Annotated in this window: 16 protein-coding genes and 1 pseudogene; 8 read left to right on the top strand and 9 right to left on the bottom strand. The window is 73.2% G+C overall.

What is annotated here, in order from left to right; all coding sequences use genetic code 11:
- The 8 genes and pseudogenes from AB0F11_RS15780 to AB0F11_RS15745 all read left to right on the top strand — a co-directional run.
- A pseudogene (locus AB0F11_RS15780) lies at nt 1-183 on the top strand (crotonyl-CoA carboxylase/reductase); the annotation flags it as partial.
- A 48-nt stretch (nt 184-231) separates the two neighbouring features.
- On the top strand, nt 232-999 hold the full coding sequence (locus AB0F11_RS15775; RefSeq protein WP_362172984.1) for a hypothetical protein: 768 nt from the start codon (nt 232-234) through the stop codon (nt 997-999).
- 1 nt (nt 1,000) lies between these two features.
- On the top strand, nt 1,001-2,710 hold the full coding sequence (gene mtnA / locus AB0F11_RS15770; protein WP_362172981.1) for an S-methyl-5-thioribose-1-phosphate isomerase: 1,710 nt from the start codon (nt 1,001-1,003) through the stop codon (nt 2,708-2,710).
- A complete protein-coding gene (locus AB0F11_RS15765) occupies nt 2,707-3,285 on the top strand; it encodes a cupin (protein ID WP_362172978.1) in 579 nt (192 codons plus the stop codon). The genes mtnA and AB0F11_RS15765 overlap by 4 nt, the downstream gene beginning before the upstream one ends.
- Nucleotides 3,282-3,971 (top strand): acireductone synthase, encoded by a 690-nt coding sequence (gene mtnC, locus AB0F11_RS15760; protein WP_362172975.1) that lies wholly within the window; start codon nt 3,282-3,284, stop codon nt 3,969-3,971. The genes AB0F11_RS15765 and mtnC overlap by 4 nt, the downstream gene beginning before the upstream one ends.
- Complete coding sequence (locus tag AB0F11_RS15755; protein WP_362172972.1) at nt 3,968-4,771, top strand: S-methyl-5'-thioadenosine phosphorylase; 804 nt, start codon at nt 3,968-3,970, stop codon at nt 4,769-4,771. Before mtnC ends, AB0F11_RS15755 begins: the two co-directional genes overlap by 4 nt.
- A 12-nt stretch (nt 4,772-4,783) precedes the next feature.
- Nucleotides 4,784-5,167 carry a tRNA-binding protein gene (locus AB0F11_RS15750; protein ID WP_362172969.1) on the top strand — a complete coding sequence of 128 codons (384 nt, stop codon included), beginning with the start codon at nt 4,784-4,786 and terminating at the stop codon, nt 5,165-5,167.
- Nucleotides 5,154-5,855, top strand: a complete 702-nt coding sequence (locus tag AB0F11_RS15745) for a 4'-phosphopantetheinyl transferase superfamily protein (protein WP_362172966.1) — start codon at nt 5,154-5,156, stop codon at nt 5,853-5,855. The genes AB0F11_RS15750 and AB0F11_RS15745 overlap by 14 nt, the downstream gene beginning before the upstream one ends.
- Before the next feature lie 7 nt (nt 5,856-5,862).
- Here AB0F11_RS15745 and xdhC read toward each other — a convergent pair whose 3' ends face one another.
- From xdhC to AB0F11_RS15700, 9 genes are all read right to left on the bottom strand, one after another.
- Complete coding sequence (gene xdhC, locus AB0F11_RS15740; protein WP_362172963.1) at nt 5,863-6,672, bottom strand: xanthine dehydrogenase accessory protein XdhC; 810 nt, start codon at nt 6,670-6,672, stop codon at nt 5,863-5,865.
- A 1-nt stretch (nt 6,673) separates the two neighbouring features.
- Nucleotides 6,674-9,073, bottom strand: a complete 2,400-nt coding sequence (xdhB, locus tag AB0F11_RS15735) for a xanthine dehydrogenase molybdopterin binding subunit (protein ID WP_362172960.1) — start codon at nt 9,071-9,073, stop codon at nt 6,674-6,676.
- Complete coding sequence (locus AB0F11_RS15730) at nt 9,070-10,539, bottom strand: FAD binding domain-containing protein (protein WP_362172957.1); 1,470 nt, start codon at nt 10,537-10,539, stop codon at nt 9,070-9,072. Before AB0F11_RS15730 ends, xdhB begins: the two co-directional genes overlap by 4 nt.
- A gap of 543 nt (nt 10,540-11,082) precedes the next feature.
- Nucleotides 11,083-12,669 (bottom strand): alpha/beta fold hydrolase, encoded by a 1,587-nt coding sequence (locus AB0F11_RS15725; protein ID WP_362172954.1) that lies wholly within the window; start codon nt 12,667-12,669, stop codon nt 11,083-11,085.
- Nucleotides 12,670-12,681: 12 nt separating this feature from the next.
- A complete protein-coding gene (locus AB0F11_RS15720; RefSeq protein WP_362172951.1) occupies nt 12,682-14,232 on the bottom strand; it encodes an alpha/beta fold hydrolase in 1,551 nt (516 codons plus the stop codon).
- A gap of 165 nt (nt 14,233-14,397) precedes the next feature.
- Nucleotides 14,398-15,822, bottom strand: a complete 1,425-nt coding sequence (locus AB0F11_RS15715; RefSeq protein WP_362172948.1) for an amidase — start codon at nt 15,820-15,822, stop codon at nt 14,398-14,400.
- 79 nt (nt 15,823-15,901) lie between these two features.
- On the bottom strand, nt 15,902-16,876 hold the full coding sequence (locus AB0F11_RS15710) for a helix-turn-helix domain-containing protein (protein ID WP_362172945.1): 975 nt from the start codon (nt 16,874-16,876) through the stop codon (nt 15,902-15,904).
- 61 nt (nt 16,877-16,937) lie between these two features.
- Nucleotides 16,938-17,735: an N-formylglutamate amidohydrolase gene (locus AB0F11_RS15705; protein WP_362172942.1), complete on the bottom strand. Its 798-nt coding sequence runs from the start codon at nt 17,733-17,735 to the stop codon at nt 16,938-16,940.
- A 283-nt stretch (nt 17,736-18,018) separates the two neighbouring features.
- A complete protein-coding gene (locus tag AB0F11_RS15700) occupies nt 18,019-18,438 on the bottom strand; it encodes a CBS domain-containing protein (RefSeq protein WP_362172939.1) in 420 nt (139 codons plus the stop codon).
- Nucleotides 18,439-18,466: the final 28 nt, after the last annotated feature.

Below are 18,466 nucleotides of genomic sequence, written 5' to 3'. Positions count from 1 at the left end.
CAGGCCGCCTACGACGTCCACCGCAACCTCCACCAGGGCAAGGTCGGCGTCCTCGCCCTCGCCCCCGAGGAAGGCCTCGGCGTCCGCGACCACGAACTGCGCGCCCGGCACCTCGACGCGATCAACCGCTTCCGCGCCGCACCGGCGGAGCGGACCGATGAACCCAGCACCCCCGAGCAGTGAGAACCACGAGCCGAACGGCGCCGGGCGTCCCCGAGAGGTGAAATAGCTTTGGAATCCACCGCATTCGCAAGCGCTGTGGAAGGCGGTACGAGCGGAACCCTCCCCGTGGGCTCCTTCTACCGCGACGGCGGGGCGCCCGCCATCATGCGCGCCGCCCACTTCCCCGACGAACTGCTGTCCTACCTTCAGATGGAGGGGCTCGCGGCCCTGGAGTCCGCCACCCGCCACCGTTGCGACAGCCTGGTCGAACACGGCTGCTACGACGGCCGGGCCCTGGAGGTCGCGCGCGCCGCCGGCCTGCCCTACCTCGGCATCGACATCAGCCCCGGGGCCATCACCGCTCTGGGCCGCCGGATCGGCGCGGAGGGCCTGCACGGCCAGGCCCGCGCCGTCGTCGGCGACATCCTGCACAACGGCTCCTGGATCACCGAGGTCGTCGGCCGGCGCCCGCTCCAGCTGCTCCCCTTCAACCTGCTGGGCAACTTCGCCGAGCCCGAGAAGGTGCTGGCGAGCATCGCCGCGGTCGGCGGCACAGCGGTGATCTCGGTCTTCAACGAGCAGCCCTGGACCAACGAGGTCCGCCGGGCCTACTACACCGCCTGCGGCATCGAGCGGCTGGACGAGGCCGCCGGTGAATACGGCGGCGTCGTCTTCCACGGCGAGGGCGGCTTCTCCTCCCAGTCCTTCAGCGAGGAGGGGCTGCTCCGACTCCTCGACACGGCCGACGCGACCGTCCTGAACCGCACCGACAACCGGCTGGGCCAGTGCGTCACCGTTCGCCTGGGAAGCGGGCTCGACCCCGACCAGGAGGACTGAGATGCTCCCGGAACCCATCGCCACCCACGGCTCTCCGCGCCCGTCCCTGCAGTGGTCGGACGGGGCGGTGCTCCTCGTCGACCAGCGGGCCCTGCCCCACGAGTACCGGCAGCTGAGGCTGGAGAGCGTCGACCAGCTGATCGACGCCGTCCGGTCGCTGGCCGTGCGCGGGGCCCCCGCCATCGGCCTGGCCGGTGCGCTGGGCGTGGCCATGTCCGCCTTCCGGCACACCCGGGCGGGCACCGTGGACGAGCCGGCCGTCCGCGCCGACGCCGCCCGGATCACCTCCGCCCGGCCCACCGCCGTCAACCTGGCCTGGGCCGTGGAACGCGTCCTCGGCTCGCTCGGCGGCGGGGCGCAGGCCGTGCTCGACGAGGCGCTGGCCATGCTGGACGAGGACATCGCCGTCAACGGGGCCGCCATAGCCCGGGCCGCCGACCTGGTGCTCTCCCTCACCGCGGACCGCCCGCTGCGGATCCTGACACACTGCAACACCGGACGGCTGGCCACCGCCGCGCTCGGCACGGCCCTCGGCACGATCGTCGAACTGGCCGGCCGCGGCCTGGTCGAGGAGGTCCTCGTCGACGAGACCCGGCCGCTGCTCCAGGGCGCCCGGCTGACCACCTGGGAGCTGGCCGAGGCGGGCGTCCCGTACCGGCTGTGCGTGGACTCCGCGGCGGCCGCCGCGATGGCGCGCGGCCTCGTCGACGTCGTCCTGGTCGGCGCGGACCGGATCGCCGTCAACGGGGACGTCGCCAACAAGGTGGGCACGTACGGACTGTCGGTCGCCGCCGCCCGCCACGGCATCCCCTTCATCGTGGTGGCCCCCGAGTCCACGCGGGATCCGGAGCTCGCCGACGGCTCGGGGATCGTCATCGAGGAACGGTCCGCCCACGAGGTGACCCACGTGGCGGGCAGCGCCGTCGCCCCCGCCGGGGCGGGCGCGTACAACCCGGCCTTCGACGTCACCCCGGGTGAGCTCATCACCGCCGTGGTCACGGAGAAGGAGACCCTGCGCCCGGGCGCCACCCGACAGCGGCTCGGCGCCGAACTCGCCCGCTTCTCCCGGCAGCTCTACGAACGCGGGTGGATGCCGGGCACCTCCGGGAACCTCTCGGTACGGCTGCCCGGTGGGTCCGGGCAGGCCCTGATCACCGCCAGCGGCCGGGACAAGGGCGATCTGACCGCCGCCGACACCGTCCTCGTCGACGCCCGGACCGGCGAGAAGTCGCAGGAGAGCGCGCTGCGGGCCTCCGCGGAGACCGCCATCCACGCCGCGGTCTACCGGGCCGCCGGTGCGGGCGCCGTGATCCACGTGCACGCGCCGTACGCCACCGCCGTGGCCACCGCCACCGGCGCGGCCGACAGCGTACAAACGCTCGAGCCGGCCGGGTGGGAACTCCTCAAGGGGCTCGGCCTGGCCGACCCGTCCCGCGCCGCCCTGCCGGTCTTCCCCAACCACCCCGACGTACCGAGGATCGCGGCCGAGGTGGAGGCGTACCTGCGGGGCGCGGTCCCGGACGGCGGCCCGGAGCGGATGCCCGGCCTGCTGATCGCCGGGCACGGGGTGACCGTGTGGGGCCGGGACCTGGCCGAGGCCCGCAACCGGCTCGAATGCGTCGAGGCGATCTGCCACCAGATGGTGCTCGCCGCGGCCCCCAGCCCTGCCCCTGCCCCTGCCCCCGTACACCCCCGAGGAGGCCAGCGATGACCCTGCTCCATGTGATGCCGGACGACGCGCCGGACACCGTGCTCCTGCGCACCCGCGACGCGGACGAGATCGCCTCCGCCCTGCGCGAGCACTCCGTGCTGCTGCGCCACTGGGAGGTGCGCGGCCCGGTCTCCCCCGGCACCGACCCTGCCGAGGTGCTGGAGCGCTACCGCGCCGAGGTGGACGCGCTGTCCACCGCCGAGTCGCTGGGCCTCGTCGACGTCGTGCAGCTGCATCCCGAGGACTCCGACGCCTGGCGGGAGAAGGCCGCCGCCGCACGCAGCACCTTCCTGGAGGAGCACCGGCACACGGAGAACGAGGTCCGCTTCTTCGCGCACGGCACCGGCTGCTTCTACCTGCACCTGGAGGGGAAGGTGCTCGCGGTGGTGTGCGAGGCCGGTGACCTGCTGTCCGTGCCGGCGGGCACCACCCACTGGTTCGACATGGGCCCGGTCCCGGAGTTCTGCGCGATCCGCTTCTTCGAGCGCGAGGACGGCTGGGTCGGCGACTTCACCGGCGACCCCATCGCCCAGCGCTTCCCCCGGCTGGACGCCCTGCTGGCGGCCGCCGGATGATCACCTTCACGGCCGGGGCGGTGGTCCTCGACATCGAGGGCACCGTCGGCTCGGCCGCGCACGTCCGCACCGTCCTCTTCCCCTACGCCCGGCAGCGGATCGCCGGCTGGTTCGCCGCCCACCGGGGCACCGCGCGCCATGCCGAGCTGGTCCGCGCGACCGGCGCGGCCGAGGAGTCGGATGCCGTACGCGTCCTGACCGAATGGGCCGACGCGGATGCCAAGGCCGCCCCGCTCAAGGCGGTCCAGGCCCTGATCTGGGCCGAGGGGTACGCCGACGGCAGCCTGCACGGGCACGTGTACGAGGACGTGCCCGGCGCGCTCGCGGCCTGGGCCGACGCGGGCATCGGCCGCTGGATCTACTCCTCCGGGGCCCGCGCCGCCCAACGGGACTGGTTCTCCAGCACCGCCTTCGGGGACCTCACCCCCCGCATCGACGGCTACTTCGACCTGGAGAACACCGGACCGAAGCAGGACCCGGGCTCCTACCGCCGGATCGGGGGCGTCCTGGGGGTCCCGGCCGGGACGATCCTCTTCCTCAGCGACGCGCCGGCCGAACTGGCCGCCGCGGCCGAGGCCGGCTGGCAGGCCGTACGGGTCCACCGCCCCGAGGACCCGCCGGTCGCCGAGCCGGGCCCCCATCCCACCATCCAGACCCTGACCCAGATCCAGGTGGTACGACCGTGAACACGACAGGCATCGGCGCCGAGATAGGCGTCATCGGCGGCAGCGGCTTCTACCAACTGCTCGACGGCGCCGAACAGATCGAGGTCACCACGCCGTACGGCGACCCGTCGGCCCCGCTGTCGGTCGGCACGGTGGCCGGCCGCCGGGTGGCCTTCCTGCCCCGGCACGGCCACGACCACGAGTTCCCGCCCCACGAAATCAACTACCGGGCGAACATCTGGGCCCTGCGCGCCGCCGGCGTCCGCCAGGTCCTGGCGCCCTGCGCGGTCGGCTCGCTCCGCCGCGACCTGGGCCCCGGCACCATCGTCGTCCCCGACCAGCTGGTCGACCGCACCAGCGGCCGGGTCCGGACGTTCTACGCCCGGGGCGCGGTGCACGTGCCGTTCGCGGACCCGTACTGCGCGCACGGCACGGCGGCGATCTCCGAGGCGGGCGGCTCCGGCGTGCGGACCGGCGGCGCCATGGTCGTCATCGAGGGCCCGCGCTTCTCGACCCGCGCGGAGTCCCAGTGGTACGCGGGCCAGGGCTGGTCCCTGGTCAACATGACGGGCGCCCCCGAGGCCGTCCTCGCCCGCGAACTGGCCATGTGCTACACCTCGCTGGCACTCGTCACTGATCTCGACGCGGGCCTGGACGCCGAGGAGAGCGTCTCCCAGGACGAGGTCTTCAAGGTGTTCTCCGCCAACATCGAGCGGCTCCGCGCAATCGTCCTGAAGACCGTGGAACTCCTGCCGGCCGAGCGCACCTGCCGCTGCGCCCACGCCCTCGACGGCATCCGTCTCCCCTTTGAACTACCGTAATTCCTTGACCGTTTGAATGATTCGGAACAGAGCGAGCAGATGAGCGACGACCGCACCACCCCCAAGCCCCAGACGGACCCGGCCCACTTCTTCTCCACCGACATCCGGGTCGGCCGCATCCTGACGGTGGAGGAGTTCCCGGCGGCCCGCAAGCCCGCGTACAAGATCACGGCGGACTTCGGCCCGGCCGGCGTGCTGGCCACCAGCGCCCAGGTCACCAACTACCGGCCCGAGGAGCTGAAGGACCGGCTGGTCATCGGCGTGATCAACCTCGGGAAGAAGCGGATCGCCGGCTTCACCAGCGAGTTCCTGATCCTGGGTTCGTACGACGCGGACGGCGCGGTGCACCTGCTGTCGCCCGAGCCGGTGGCCGTGCCGGGCGATGTCATCGGCTGACCGGCTGGCGGAGCCGCATCCGGTGGGCCGGCCGGACGTCCACCTCGCCCGGGTGGCCCCCGGCTTGGCCCACGCGGAGCGCCACGCGGGGGTCCTGAGCGCGGCGGAGCGGGCCCGGATGGCCCGCTTCGCGGTCGCGGCCGACCGCGACCGCTACCTCACGGCGCACGTGGCGCTGCGCATCCTGCTGGGCAGACGGCTCGGGCAGCGCCCCGAGGACGTGCCGATCACCCACGCCGCCTGCGCCGGCTGCGGCGGCCCGCACGGTCGGCCGGTGGTCCCGGGCAACCCGGTCCACTTCAGCCTCTCGCACGCCGGCGAGTTCTTCGTGATCGCCTTTTCCGAGCACGCGGCGGTCGGGGTGGACGTGGAACGCGTACCGCCGAGCGCCCTGCCGGGGGCCCTGCATCCCGAGGAGGAGGCCGAACTCGCCCTGCTGGCCCCGGCGGACCGCCCGGCGGCCTTCGCCCGTGCGTGGACGCGCAAGGAGGCCGTCCTCAAGGCCCTGGGCACCGGTCTCCAGAACGACCCCACCACCCTCCTGGTGGGTACGGCCCCGACCCCGCGCGCCCACCCGGCCTGGCACCTCACCCCGATCCCGACTCCCCCGACGTACGCGGCCACCCGCGCGGACCCGCTCCACACGGAGCAGTCCGGCTCCCTCCGGGGGCCCTGGCACGGCGCCTGACCCCGGGTCAGCTGCCTTGCTGTCCGAAGGTTTGCAGGAGGTCTGCCGCGACTGCGACCGCGATCGTGGCGGGTTCCTTGCCGGTGATCCCGGTCATTCCGATCGGGGTCTTGATCCGGTCGATCGCGGCGGCGTCGTGGCCGCCCTCGGTGGCCAGGCGCTGCTTGAACCGGACCCATTTGGCGGCCGAGCCGATCAGTCCGATCGAGCCGAGGCCGGGGGTGCGCAGGGCGGCGTCGCACAGTGCGGCGTCCTCGGCGTGGTCGTGGGTCATGATCAGCACGTGGGTGCCGGGGGCCAGCTCGGCGAGCACCTCCTCGGGCAGCAGGGGGGTGTGGTGGACGTGGACCTGCGCCACCGCGTCCGCGAGCACGGCGAGCCGTTCACCGGCGAGCTGGTCGGGGCGGGTGTCGATCAGGTGCAGATCGAGGTCCTGGCGGGCCAGGATGCGGGCCAGCTCCAGCCCGACGTGTCCGACGCCGAAGACCGCCACCGCCGGGACCACCGGCAGCGGTTCGAGCAGGACGCTGACGGCCCCGCCGCAGCACTGCACGCCGTGGCGGCCGGTGACCTTGTCGTTGAGGGCGAACTCCATCAGCTCCGGCTCCGCGTCGGGTGTGCCGATGACCTCGCGGGCCCGGTCGATCGCGACGGCCTCGATGTTGCCGCCGCCGATCGAGCCCCAGGTCTCGGTCCGTCCCACGACGAGCTTGGCACCGGCCTTGCGGGGTGCGTGGCCGCGCACGGTCGCAACGGTCACGAGCGCGCCGGGTTCCCGGCGGGCCCGCAACCGCGCGACCGCGGCCACCCAGCTCATGTCAGGCATTGCTCAAGGAGCCCGTGTGGGCGGGGATCCCCGTGCCGGCGCCGGTGCCGGCGCCGCCACCGGCGCGGGCGTTGCGGGCCGACTCGATCGCCCAGTACACCGCCTCCGGGGTCGCGGGGGAGGCGAGTTCCACGCTGACTCCGGCGGGCCCGAAGGCCGCGGCGGCCTGCCGCAGTGCTTCCCGTACCGAGAACGCGAGCATCAGCGGGGGCTCGCCCACCGCCTTGGAGCCGTAGACCGCGCCCTCTTCGGTGGCGTTCTCCAGCAGCGTCACGTTGAACTCCTCGGGCATCTCCGAGAAGCTCGGCAGCTTGTAGGTGCTCGCGGCCTGGGTCAGCAGCCGGCCGCGGTTCGGCCCGTCACCGGTGTCCCAGCGCATGTCCTCGAGCGTCAGCCAGCCGGCGCCCTGGACGAAGCCGCCCTCGACCTGACCGATGTCGATCATCGGGGAGAGGCTGTCGCCGACGTCGTGGACGATGTCCACCCGCCGGATGCGGTACTGGCCGGTGAACCCGTCCACCTCCACCTCGGCCGCGGCCGCGCCGTGGGAGAAGTACTTGAACGGCGAGCCCCTGAACGCCTTCGCGTCCCAGTGCAGGCCCTCGGTCCGGTAGAAGCCGGCCGCCGACAGCTGGACCCGCTGGAGGTACGCGGTGCGCACCAGGTCGTCCCAGGCCAGCTCCTCGTCGCTGCCGAGGACCCGCGCGACGCCCTCGACGATGCGCACGTCCGAGGCGTTCGCACCCAGCCGGGTCCCGGCCACCTGCAGCAGCCGCTCGCGCAACTGCTCGCAGGCGTTCTTCACCGCCGCACCGTTGAGGTCCGCCCCGGCACTGGCGGCGGTGGCGGAGGTGTTGGGCACCTTGTCGGTGCGGGTCGGGGCCAGCCGCACCTTGTGCAGCGGGATGCCCAGGGTGGTCGCGGCCACCTGCAGCATCTTGGTGTGCAGGCCCTGGCCCATCTCGGTGCCGCCGTGGTTGATCAGGACCGAGCCGTCCTTGTAGATCAGCACCAGCGCGCCGCCCTGGTTGAAGGCGGTGAGGTTGAACGAGATGCCGAACTTGATGCCGGTCAGGGCGAGGGCCCGCTTGGTGTGCGGGTGCGCGGCGTTGAAGGCGGCGATCTCGCGCCGGCGGTCGTCGAGGGCGCCGTTCTCCTTGACCTGCTGCCAGACGGCGGAGATCCGTTCGGGCTGGAGGACCTGCTGTCCGTACGGGGTGTACTGGCCGCGCCGGTAGAAGTTGCGCTCCCGCAGCTCCATCGGATCCAGGCCCAGCAGCGGCGCGCACCGGCCCATGATGTCCTCGATCACCAGCATGCCCTGCGGTCCGCCGAAGCCGCGGAAGGCGGTGTTGGAGACCTTGTTGGTCCTGGCGATGCGGCCTGCGATGCGCGCGTGGGGGATCCAGTAGGTGTTGTCGATGTGGCACAGCGCGCGGGCCACCACCGGCTCGGACAGGTCCAGGCTCCAGCCGCCGTCCGCGGTCAGGGTGGCGTCCAGGGCCTGGATGCGGCCCTCGGTGTCGAAGCCGATCTTCCAGGCGGCGTGGAAGCCGTGCCGTTTGCCGGACATGGTCAGGTCCTGCGTGCGGTTGAGCCGTAGCCGGACCGGGCGGCCGGTCAGCTTGGCGCCGAGCGCGGCGACGGCCGCGAACCCGTGCGGCTGCATCTCCTTGCCGCCGAAGCCGCCGCCCATGCGCAGGCACTGCACGGTCACTTCGTGGCTGTGCAGGCCGAGCACGTGCGCGACGATCTCCTGGGTCTCCGAGGGATGCTGGGTGCTGCTCTGGACGAACACCTGCCCGGCCTCGTCGACCAGGGCCAGCGCGGCGTGCGTCTCGAGGTAGAAGTGCTCCTGGTCGGAGAACCGGAACTCGCCGGTGAACACGTGCGCGGAGTCGGCGAAGCCGGCGTCGACGTCGCCGGACACCATCACGGGCCGGGCGCCGTGGAAGCTCTCGGCGGCGATCGCCTCCTGCAGCGTGATCAGGGAGGGCCGCTCGTCGAGTTCCACCTCCACGGCCGCCGCACCGAGCCGCGCCGCCTCCAGGGTCTCGCCGAGCACCCAGGCGACCGCGTGGCCGTGGAACATGACCTCGTCGGGGAACAGCGGCTCGTCGTGCTTCATGCCGGCGTCGTTGACGCCGGGCACGTCCGCACCGGTCAGTACGCGGACCACACCGGGCACGGCGAGCGCGGGCCCGGTGCGCAGCGCGGTGATCCTGCCGCAGGCCTTCATGACCTGGACCGGGTGGGCGTGCAGCACGTCCTTGGTGCGGTGGACCAGGTCGTCGGTGTAGAGCGCGGTGCCGGTGACGTGGGCGTGGGCGCTCTCGTGCGGCATCGGGAGGCCGACGACGGGCTTCTCGGGGCGTTCGGACAGATGGCTCATGACGACACCGCCTCGGTGGTCTGTGCGTACAGCTTCGGCAGGCTCTGGCCGAGCATCGCGGAGCGGTACTCGGCGCTGGCACGGTGGTCGTCCATCGGCGTGCCCTGGGCCCGGAGCGTCCGGGCGGCGGCCTCGACGGTCTGCGCCGTCCACGGCTCGCCCTCCAGGGCCGCCTCGGTGGCGAGCGCGCGGATGGGCGTGGCGGCCACGCCGCCCAGGCCGATGCGCGCCTTGCGGACGATGCCGTCCTCGATGTCGAGCGCGAAGGCGACCGCCACGCTGGAGATGTCGTCGAAGCGCCGCTTGGCGATCTTGTGGAAGGCCGTGACCGGCGACAGCGGCAGCGGGATGCGCACCGCGCGGATCAGCTCGCCGGGGCGGCGCACGCTCTGCCGGTAGCCGGTGAAGTACTCCGCCAGCGGGACCTCGCGCTCGCCGTCGGCGCCGGTGAGCACCACCGAGGCCTCCAGCGCGAGCAGCACGGGCGGGCTGTCACCGATGGGTGAGCCGGTGCCCAGGTTGCCGCCGAGGGTGGCGCTGTTGCGGACGAGCCGCGAGGCGAACTGCGGGAACAGCTCGGCCAGCAGGGGCACGCTGCCGTCGAGGCGGCGTTCGATCTCGGTGAGCGTCAGGGCCGCACCGATCTCGATGCGGTCGGATGCGACGTGCAGTTCCCGCAGTTCGGGCAGCCGGTCGACGGCGACCACGCATCTCGCGCGGCGCGAGCGGATGTTCACCTCCACGCCCCAGTCGGTGCTGCCGGCGACCACGACCGCCTCCGGCCGCTCGCCCAGCACCTGCAGCGCTTCGGCCAGGGTGCCCGGCCGCAGGAAGGCGCTGTCGTCCCGGGTGTATGCGGTGGCCACCGGTTCGGGCGGGGACTGCTCGCGGCGCTGCGCCAGGGGGTCTTCCCCGGTGGGCGCACCGACGGCGAACGCGGCATCGCGGATCGGGCGGTATCCGGTGCAGCGGCACAGGTTCCCGCTCAGCGCGTGCAGGTCGAATCCGTTGGGACCGTGCTCCGGGTCGGTGCTGCCGGCCGGGTCCGCCGGGGCGTGCGCGCAGCGGTCGGGCCGGTAGTACTCGGCGGCCATGCTGCAGACGAACCCCGGCGTGCAGTAACCGCATTGGGAGCCGCCGCGGACCGCCATCTCCTCCTGCACCGGGTGCAGCGTGGGCGGCGTGCCGGGCGCGCCGGCGGTGGCGAGTCCTTCGGAGGTGACGACCTCCTGGCCGTCGAGCGCCGCGGCCGGGAGCAGGCAGGCGTTGACGGCCACCCAGTCCGTGGGCTTGTTCACCCCGGGGCGGGCCACCAGGACCGAACAGGCCCCGCACTCCCCCTCGGCGCAGCCCTCCTTGGTGCCGGTGAGGCCCCGCTCGCGCAGGAAGTCCAGTACCGAGGTGTGGGGCGCATCCTGTGAAATAGGGATTTCTTTCCCATTGACGGTGATCCAGGGTGTCACCACGGAACATCCCCATTTCGGTGCGCGGTGGATCTGGTGGTCCCAAAGGCCATGTCAGGAGCTTTCTGTTTCGGTGGCGCAGCTCGAGAACCCGCCGGGGTGCGCAGCGGCACACGGCGACGCGCCGCAGGCGGTGACAGAAAATCGAAAGATGCCGGGGCCGCGAAGAGGGCACGCCGGAAAAAGGTGGCTGCTCAGCAGCCGTGTGCTACACGACCCGGAGTCCAGGCGACCTGGTGGGCGAGGCGACGCAGTGCGGAGATGGTGGACATCCGACGTCGCCTCCTTCCCTCAACTCACGAGTCGGTGCGCCCGAAGCTACGTTGCCTCCGGTTCTCCGGTCAAGCCGACGTACGGAAGCCCGGCGCGGGCGTTCCCTCTGCACCGCGCCGGACATCCTGGTCGGGTTCGGCAGAGCGCGGACCGGACCAGGGGCACGACCTTGCCGACGCCGCCCAGGGCCTGGGCGGCGCGCTGGTTGATCTGCCACAGCCGGCCTTCAGCTTCCCGCCGATGCGGTCGGCGGCGTACGCCGTTGGAACGCCGTCAGGGGCCGGTCTCGAACTGCGGCGGCTTGAGGCTCTTCAGGCATGCGGTGTTCGGGGCGGTCGGGGTGTCGAAGAACGAACCGGTGATCTCCTGCGCGCACTTCGACGTGGCGAACACGACGTGCGGCTCGTAGGGGACCGTGACGACCGTGGCGTTGGGCAGGGTGCGGGCGACGTACGGGCCGTTGGCCGCGCCGGTCTGGGCGTCGAAGCCGCCCGAGATGGCCAGGGTGGGGATGTCGCTCTTGGTGACGTCCCGGATCGAGCGCGGCGCCGCCGGGACGTTCCAGGCGTCGCAGTCCTCACGGAGGAAGGCCAGCTGCGGGGCCTGGGCTTGCACCGGGCGGGGAAACGCCGGGAAGGCTTCCCGGCCTCCCTTGAGCGCCTGCTCCTCGGTCTCGTACGGCGTCCACTCGCTGCAGAAGACGCCGTAGACGAGGCCGTGGGACGTCCTGCCGATGGCCTGGGGGCTGTACTTGGCGACCGCCCACTGCTCGGCGATCCGCTGGGGCTTGCCGTGGGCCAGCTCGTCCAGGGCCCGGGGCACCTGCGTCGCCACGTGGGTGGCGGAGGTCATCCAGTTCACCAGGGCTCCGGCGTCCAGGACGACCTTGACCTGCTTCTTGCTGTCGGGGAGCGTGACGGTGGTGGTGACCGGCTTCGCCTCCAGCCGTCGGACGAGGCGTTCGAAGGCGGCCGGCAGGTCGGGATAGCGGCGGTTGCAGGCGGGCTGCTCCGCGCAGGCCTTGAACAGGCCGTCGAAGCCCTGCTTGGCGGCGCTCCAGGTCAGGGCCGACCCTGCCGTGGACGGCGGCAGGATGCCGTCGATGCCGACGGACCGGATGCCCTCGGGGTGCAGGCGCATGTAGACAAGCGCCAGCTGGGTGCCGTAGGAGATGCCGTAGACGTTCCACTGCTTGAGGCCCAGCGCCTTGCGCAGGTCCGCGAGGTCGGCGGAGCTCTCGATGTCGTTGTAGGCGCTGAGGTCGGCCCCGCTCGCGGCCAGTTTGTCGCGGCAGGCCTTCGTGGCACGGACGTGCTCGCGCCCGGTGGACGGGGCGTCGTAGACCAGCCCGGTGGCACGCGCGTTGAACTCGTCGATGTTGGCGCAGGTGAGCGCCGGATCGGCCGAGTACGTGCCCCGCTGGGACATGAGGATCAGGTCCCGGTCGCGGTTCATGCCGCCGTCCACCGCCATCTTCGCCTCGCCGACCGCGTCGTCACCGGGTCCGCCGGCGAGCCACACGATGGGGTCCGGTTTCGGCTCGGCGGCCACCGCCGGCACGACCGCGACGCCGAGCTTGACGGTGCGGCCGTTCGGCTCGGCCCGGTTCTCGGGCACGGTGAGCGTTCCGCAGCGGGCTCCCTTGAGCTCCGCGATCGGTTCCGCCGTCTTCGGGCACGGGCCCGGTTCGTAGCGGGCCGTGCCCGACTTCCCTGCGACCGTTCCGATCGGGGTGTCGTCCCGCGCCTGGGAGGGCGCTGCGAGCAGTCCGGTGATGAGGAGCCCGGTCGCCGCGCCGGCCGCGGTGGCCCGGATCCGGCGTACGGTGCGCCGGGGGCGGGGCGCGTGGGGGGAAGCCATCTGTCCTCCCGGTCACTTCGGGGTGATCGTGAACGGTTGCGGCCTGAGACCGGCCACGCATCCGGTGTCGGGTGCGGTCGGACTGGCGAGGAACGAGGCCAGCACCTGCTGCGCGCAGGGCGACTGGGGTACCACCCAGTGCCCGATGCCGGGGACCAGCACGGAGGTGGAGCGGGACAGCGTGCGGGACGCGTCCTTCGCGTAGCTCGCCCCCGTCTTCATGTCGAAGGATCCGGAGATGACGAGCGCCGGAACCGGGCTGACGGTGGCCACCTGGTGCTCGGCCGCGCGGTCCTTGACGTTCCAGATCCGGCAGATGTCGTACTGGAAGGGCAGCTGCGGTACCTGTGCCAGGACCGATTGCGGCCACCCGGGGAAGGCCCGGCGCCCGGCGGCCAGCACGTCGGACTCCGTGGTGCCCGGGGCCCACTCCGCGCACGCCACCGACTCCGTCAGGCCGTGCGCGTTCTGGCCGATGGGCTGGAGCGAGTCCTTCGCGCGGGCCTGCGCGAAGCGCTGCGGGTTGCCCTGGCCGAGCTCCTGGAGCGCCGCCGGGAGGTCGACCGGCTTGACGCCGAAGGCGACCATCAGGTTCAGCAGGGCACCTCCGTCGAGGACGGCCTTCACCGGGTTGCCGCCGCTCGGCGCAGTGGCGGCCATCGTCAGGGGCTTGGCCTCCAGCCGGCGCACCTGCTCGTTCAGGGTCCGGCGCAGGTCCGGGTAGCGGCTCTTGCAGGCGGGCTGGGCCGCGCACGCGTCAAGGACGTTGCCGATGCCCTCCCGGGCGCTGCTCCAGCCCCACGGCAGCATCGTGACCTGCGGAGGGCTGGGCGAGTCGAGCGCCACCGCGCGGATCCCCTGAGGGTGTAGGCGCAGCAGGGTGAGGGCCAGGTTGGTGCCGTAGGAGTACCCGTAGACGTTCCACTGCCGGATGCCGAGGGCGGTGCGCAGGTCGGCGAAGTCGGCTGCGTTCTCGGTGCTGTTGTAGGCGCTCAGGTCGGTGCCGCCGGCCGTCAGCCGGTCCCGGCACTCCTTCACCGCCTTCAGCGTGAGCTGCTTCGCCTGTGCCGCGTCCCACCCGAACCCGATGACCTTCTCGTTGGCCCGGTCGAGCTCCGGGCAGGCGAGGTTCGGCTGGTCGTAGCGGTTCCCCCGCTGCGCCATGACGATCAGTTCGCGGTCCTTGTTCAGACCCGAGTCGACGACGAAGGGCAGGTCGTCGAAGGTGTCCCCGCCGGGGCCGCCCGCCATGAACACCACGGGGTCCGCGGCGGGCCTCGCCGAGACGGCGGGGATGACCGCCACGGCCAGCCTGATGGTCCGACCGCCGGGGCGGGCGCGGCTCTCGGGGACCTCCAGGACGCCGCACCGCGCCTTGCTCAGGGCGGCGATCGGCTCGGGCGTCTTCGGGCAGGGGCCGGGAACGAACCGCGCCCCGGCTGCTGTGCCGGTCCCGGCGGGCTGCGCCGGTGCCGCGGCGGCGCTGCCCGGTGCCGGGCCGAACACCGCCAGGCAGGCAGCAGCGGCCGCGGCAGCCGCCGCGCTGACGGTCTGCCTCGCCATACGATCCCGTTCCTCGGCCGACATCCCCGAGCTGACCGGCTGGGCATCGCCCAGCGGTGCGGACGGAACGCACTCAATCGACGCTACCGCGCGGCCGGAACCCCTGCACATCGGGCCGTGGGGCGCTGTCGCACCGACCCCGGGGCCGGTCCGGCCGCGGCGGTGTCACCGGTCCTGGATGCGCCGGAACGGGCGGTCGGCCTCCAGCTCGAAGGCGAGCTCCAGCAGTTTCCGTTCGCCGCCGGGGCGACCGGAGAACATGACGCCGACGGGCAGGCCGTCCTGCGTCGCGCTCGGGGCGGGCAGCGAGATCGAGGGCGTGCCGACGACGTTGTTGACCGGCGTGAACGCCACGTAGGCGAGGATCCGCTCGATGAGCGCCTGGTACGGGACGGCCGGGCTGAGGTGGCCGAGCCGCGGCGTGGTGTGGGCGAGCACCGGCGAGAGGACGAGGTCGAGCCCGCGGAACGACGCCGCGTACGCCTGCGTCGTGCGCTTCAGCCGGCGCAGTACCCCGGGGGTCCGCCGCCAGCCGTCCAGGTACGCCTCGCGCAGCCCCCGGCTCAGGCCGTCCATGCGGCGGCGGTCGAAGTCGGCGCCGAGGGTCCGGCCCGTGACGCCGAGGAGGAAGGAGAGCATGCCCCAGTACGTGAGGAAGTCCTCGGTGAAACGCGGGTCGACGGTCAGCTCCACCGGCTCCACGGTGTGGCCGAGGCGTTGGAGCGTCGCCACGGTCTGCGTGACCGCCTCCCGGGTGGCCTCGTCGGAGCGGACCCCGTTCGGGGAGTCCAGCAGGAACCCGATGCGCAGGCGCCGGTTCGAGGGGCCTTCGACCCGTCCGAGCGGCGGCAGCTTCGGGTTGTGCCAGTACGTCTCGGCGGCGGCGAGGAACGCGGCGGCGTCGCGCACGGAGCGGCTGACGATGCCGTCGGAGACGATGTCCAGCGGCAGTTGGCGGCTCTGGGCGTTCGCCACGACCCGGCCGCGGGTCGGCTTGAGGCCGACGAGCCCGCAGCAGGCGGCCGGTATCCGGATCGAGCCGCCGCCGTCGTTGGCGTGCGCGATCGGCACCGCCCCGGCGGCGACGAGCGCCGCGCTGCCGCCCGAGGAACCGCCGGCGGAGTGGCCCGTGTGCCACGGGTTGCGCACCGGCTCGGCACCCTCGTACTCGGTGCTGGGGCTGAACCCGAACTCGGGCAGCCGGGTCTTGCCCAGCACCGTGACGCCGCTGCTCAGGAACTGCCGGGCGAACGGCGCGTGCCGCCGGGCCGGCCGCGGGCGGAAGGCCGCGCTGCCGTGGCCGGTGGGCAGTCCCGCGTAGTCCGTGTTGTCCTTGACGAAGGTGGGCACCCCGGCGAAGGCGGCGCCCGCCGCGGCGGCGGTGTGCGCGTACGCCGGGGCGTCGATGTGCGCCTGGACCGCGTTGAGCTGCGCCTCGACCGCCCGTACCCGCTCCGCCGCGTCCCGGGCGGCCTCGGCTGCGGAGACCTCGCCCCGCCGGATCGCCGCGGCGAGGCCGACGGCGTCGTGCTCTCCCAGGGCGTCGTCGCGGAAGGCGTGCACCCTGGCCCGTTCGTCGAAAGTCGTCACCGCTGCCTCAGCCCCCGGCCGTGTGGTTGGTCGCCCGCCATCATTCCTTACCGCCGGGTAACCCGCGAGGGGTCTGGCCTCAGGCCGTCGGACTCGCCTGGGGCAGGCGCGTGAAGGAGCGCCGGTACGAGCGCGGCGGGACCCCGCGCCGGCGGACGAACTGCGCACGCAGCACGGCCGCGCTCCCGAAGCCGACCAGCCGCGCCACCTCGTCGACCGGCAGGTCCGTGGTCTCCAGCAGCTCTTCCGCCCGGCTCACCCGCAGTCCGAGCAGCCAGGCGTGCGGGGTGGTGCCGGTCGCGGCGGCGAACCGGCGGGCGAAGGAGCGCCTGCTCATCAGGGCCCGCCGGGCCAACTCCGCCACGGGAAGCGGCTCGTGCAGGTGGGCGCGGGCCCAGGCGAGCACCTCGGCGAGCCGTTCGTCCTGGCAGTCCTGCGGAACGGGCGTGGCCAGGTACTGCGCCTGGCCGCCGTCGCGGTGCGAGGGCAGCACCAGGTCGCGCGCGATGGTGTTGGCCGTCGTCGCTCCGTACTCGCGGCGCAGCAGGTGCAGGCAGAGGTCGAAGCCGGCCGCGGCCCCGGCGCCGGTGATGATCTCCCCCTCGTCGATGTACAGGGCCTCCGGCTCGACGGTGACGGCCGGGTACCGCTCGGCCAGCAGCGCCGCGAACCGCCAGTGGGTGGTGGCCCGCCGTCCGTCGAGCAGCCCTGCCGCGGCGAGTGCGAAGGCGCCCACGCAGTGCCCCGCGATCAGCGCCCCGCGCCCGCGTGCCGCGGCCAGTGCATCGAGCACGGCCGGGCCGGGCGGCGTACGGAAGTCGGCCCAGGGCAGGGTGATCACCAGGTCCGCGGCGGCCAGCCGGTCCAGGCCGTGTTCGACCACCAGCGGCAACCCGGTGTCGGTGCGCACCCGGCCGGGCCGGTCGGTGCAGAGCGCGAAGTCGAACGCGGGCAGGCCGGGCCCCCGCGCATCGAACACCTCAGCGGCGATCCCCGCCCCGAGCATCCCCACACCGGGCGGGGCATAGGCGGCGACGGTCACGAAGGGCGGCATCCGGGCAGTGTGGCACGCAGGGAGCGGAGGCCACGATTCCCCGGCGGAGGCATGGCCGCAGCTACGGGTGGAGGCCGTCGACGAGTTGGGCGAGGGCCGCCGCCAGGGCGTCGAGCCCGGGGCCGGCGGGCCCGCCCGGCTCGGCCATGTACACGTCGCGGCGGATCTCGACCATCAGCGCACCGACCCGCTGGTCGCGCCCGTAGTGCTGCAGGGGCACGTACGTGCCGGCGAAGGGGCTGTCGAGCCCGGTGCCGCCGAAGCCCGCGAAGGCCTTCTCGGCCGCGGCACGCAGGCCGGGCGGGGTGTGGAAGGGGTCCGTGCCCAGGCAGATCGGCGGCCGGGGGCCGTCGCCGTGGAGTTCGTATGGAAGGGCCTGTGTCGGGTACGAGTGCACGTCGATGACCACGGCTCGTCCGACGGCCGCCAGCCGATCCTCCACGGCCCGCGTCATCGCCTCCGCGTACGGGTGGAAGTAGCGCTCGACCAACGGCCGTCCGTCGAAGCCGTCCGGGCGCAGGGGCTCGCGGTGGGTGGTGCGCGTGTACACCGCCCCCATGCCCACGGCGAGCATCTCCTCGCGCTCGTCGGGGAAGCGCTCGGGGTCGATGACGAGCCGCGACAGCCGGTTGACGAACTGCCACGGCGTGACGGCGGAGGCGGCTGCGGCCGCTGCGGCGATGTCAGCGGTGTGGGAGTCGGTGATGTGGTCCAACTCCCGTTCGAGGGCGCTGTCGTCGAGCACGATGCCGTTGCGGACGGAGTCCGGTATGGCGCGCGAGGAGTGCGGCACGTGCAGGATCACGGGTGACGCGGGGGCGCCGGGGAGGAGCTGGAAGGACTCGGGTGAGCGGTTCATGTGCACTTCCTCCGTGAGACGGTCGTGCTGAACCGTAGCCCGGAGCGCCCCCGGCCGGCCCTTCCGGTCCCGCTGCGCGAAGCCGTTCCCCACCCCGCCCCTTCCCGAAACGCCGCAAACGCCGGCGAGGCTGATTTATCAGCCCTCGCCGGCGTTCGAGGCGCGGGGGCCCGGGGGCAGCCCCCGGTTTCGGGAAGGGGCGGGGAGGGGACGGCTCCGCGCAGCGGCTGGCCGGCGCCGGCCCCCTGGAACGGGAACGCGGCGCCGGCCAGTTGGATGCGAGTCAGGAGTTCGGTGCGGCCGAGCTGATGTCCGCGAGGGCGGACCTGCTGTCACGGTCGATGGCCAGGTCGCCCAGCGAGACGATGCCCACCGGCTGGTCCTTCTCGGTCACGGGGAGCCGGCGCAGCGCGTGGGAGCGCATCAGTTCCACGGCCTTCTCGATGTCGTCGTCAGGGCTGACGGTGACGACGTCCTCGCTGCACACGTCGGCGACGGTCGTCTGCTCCGGCTCCTTGCCTTCGGCCAGGACGCGGACGACGAGGTCGCGGTCGGTGACGACGCCCTTGACGTGGCCCTCGTCGACGACGAGGACGTTGCCGATGTCCTCGTCACGCATGCGGCGCGCGGCCTCGGCCACCGACACCTGTGCCGCGGTGGTGACGAGCCGCTCGGTCATGACCTCTCGGATCTTCTGGGACATGGATTACCTCCCTCTGGAATGCCCTCGC

The organism is Streptomyces sp. NPDC032472, from assembly GCF_040636955.1.
Lineage (GTDB): Bacteria > Actinomycetota > Actinomycetes > Streptomycetales > Streptomycetaceae > Streptomyces.
The sequence above is the reverse complement of the archived record's forward strand: the minus strand, read 5'-3'. Positions and strand labels throughout refer to the sequence as shown.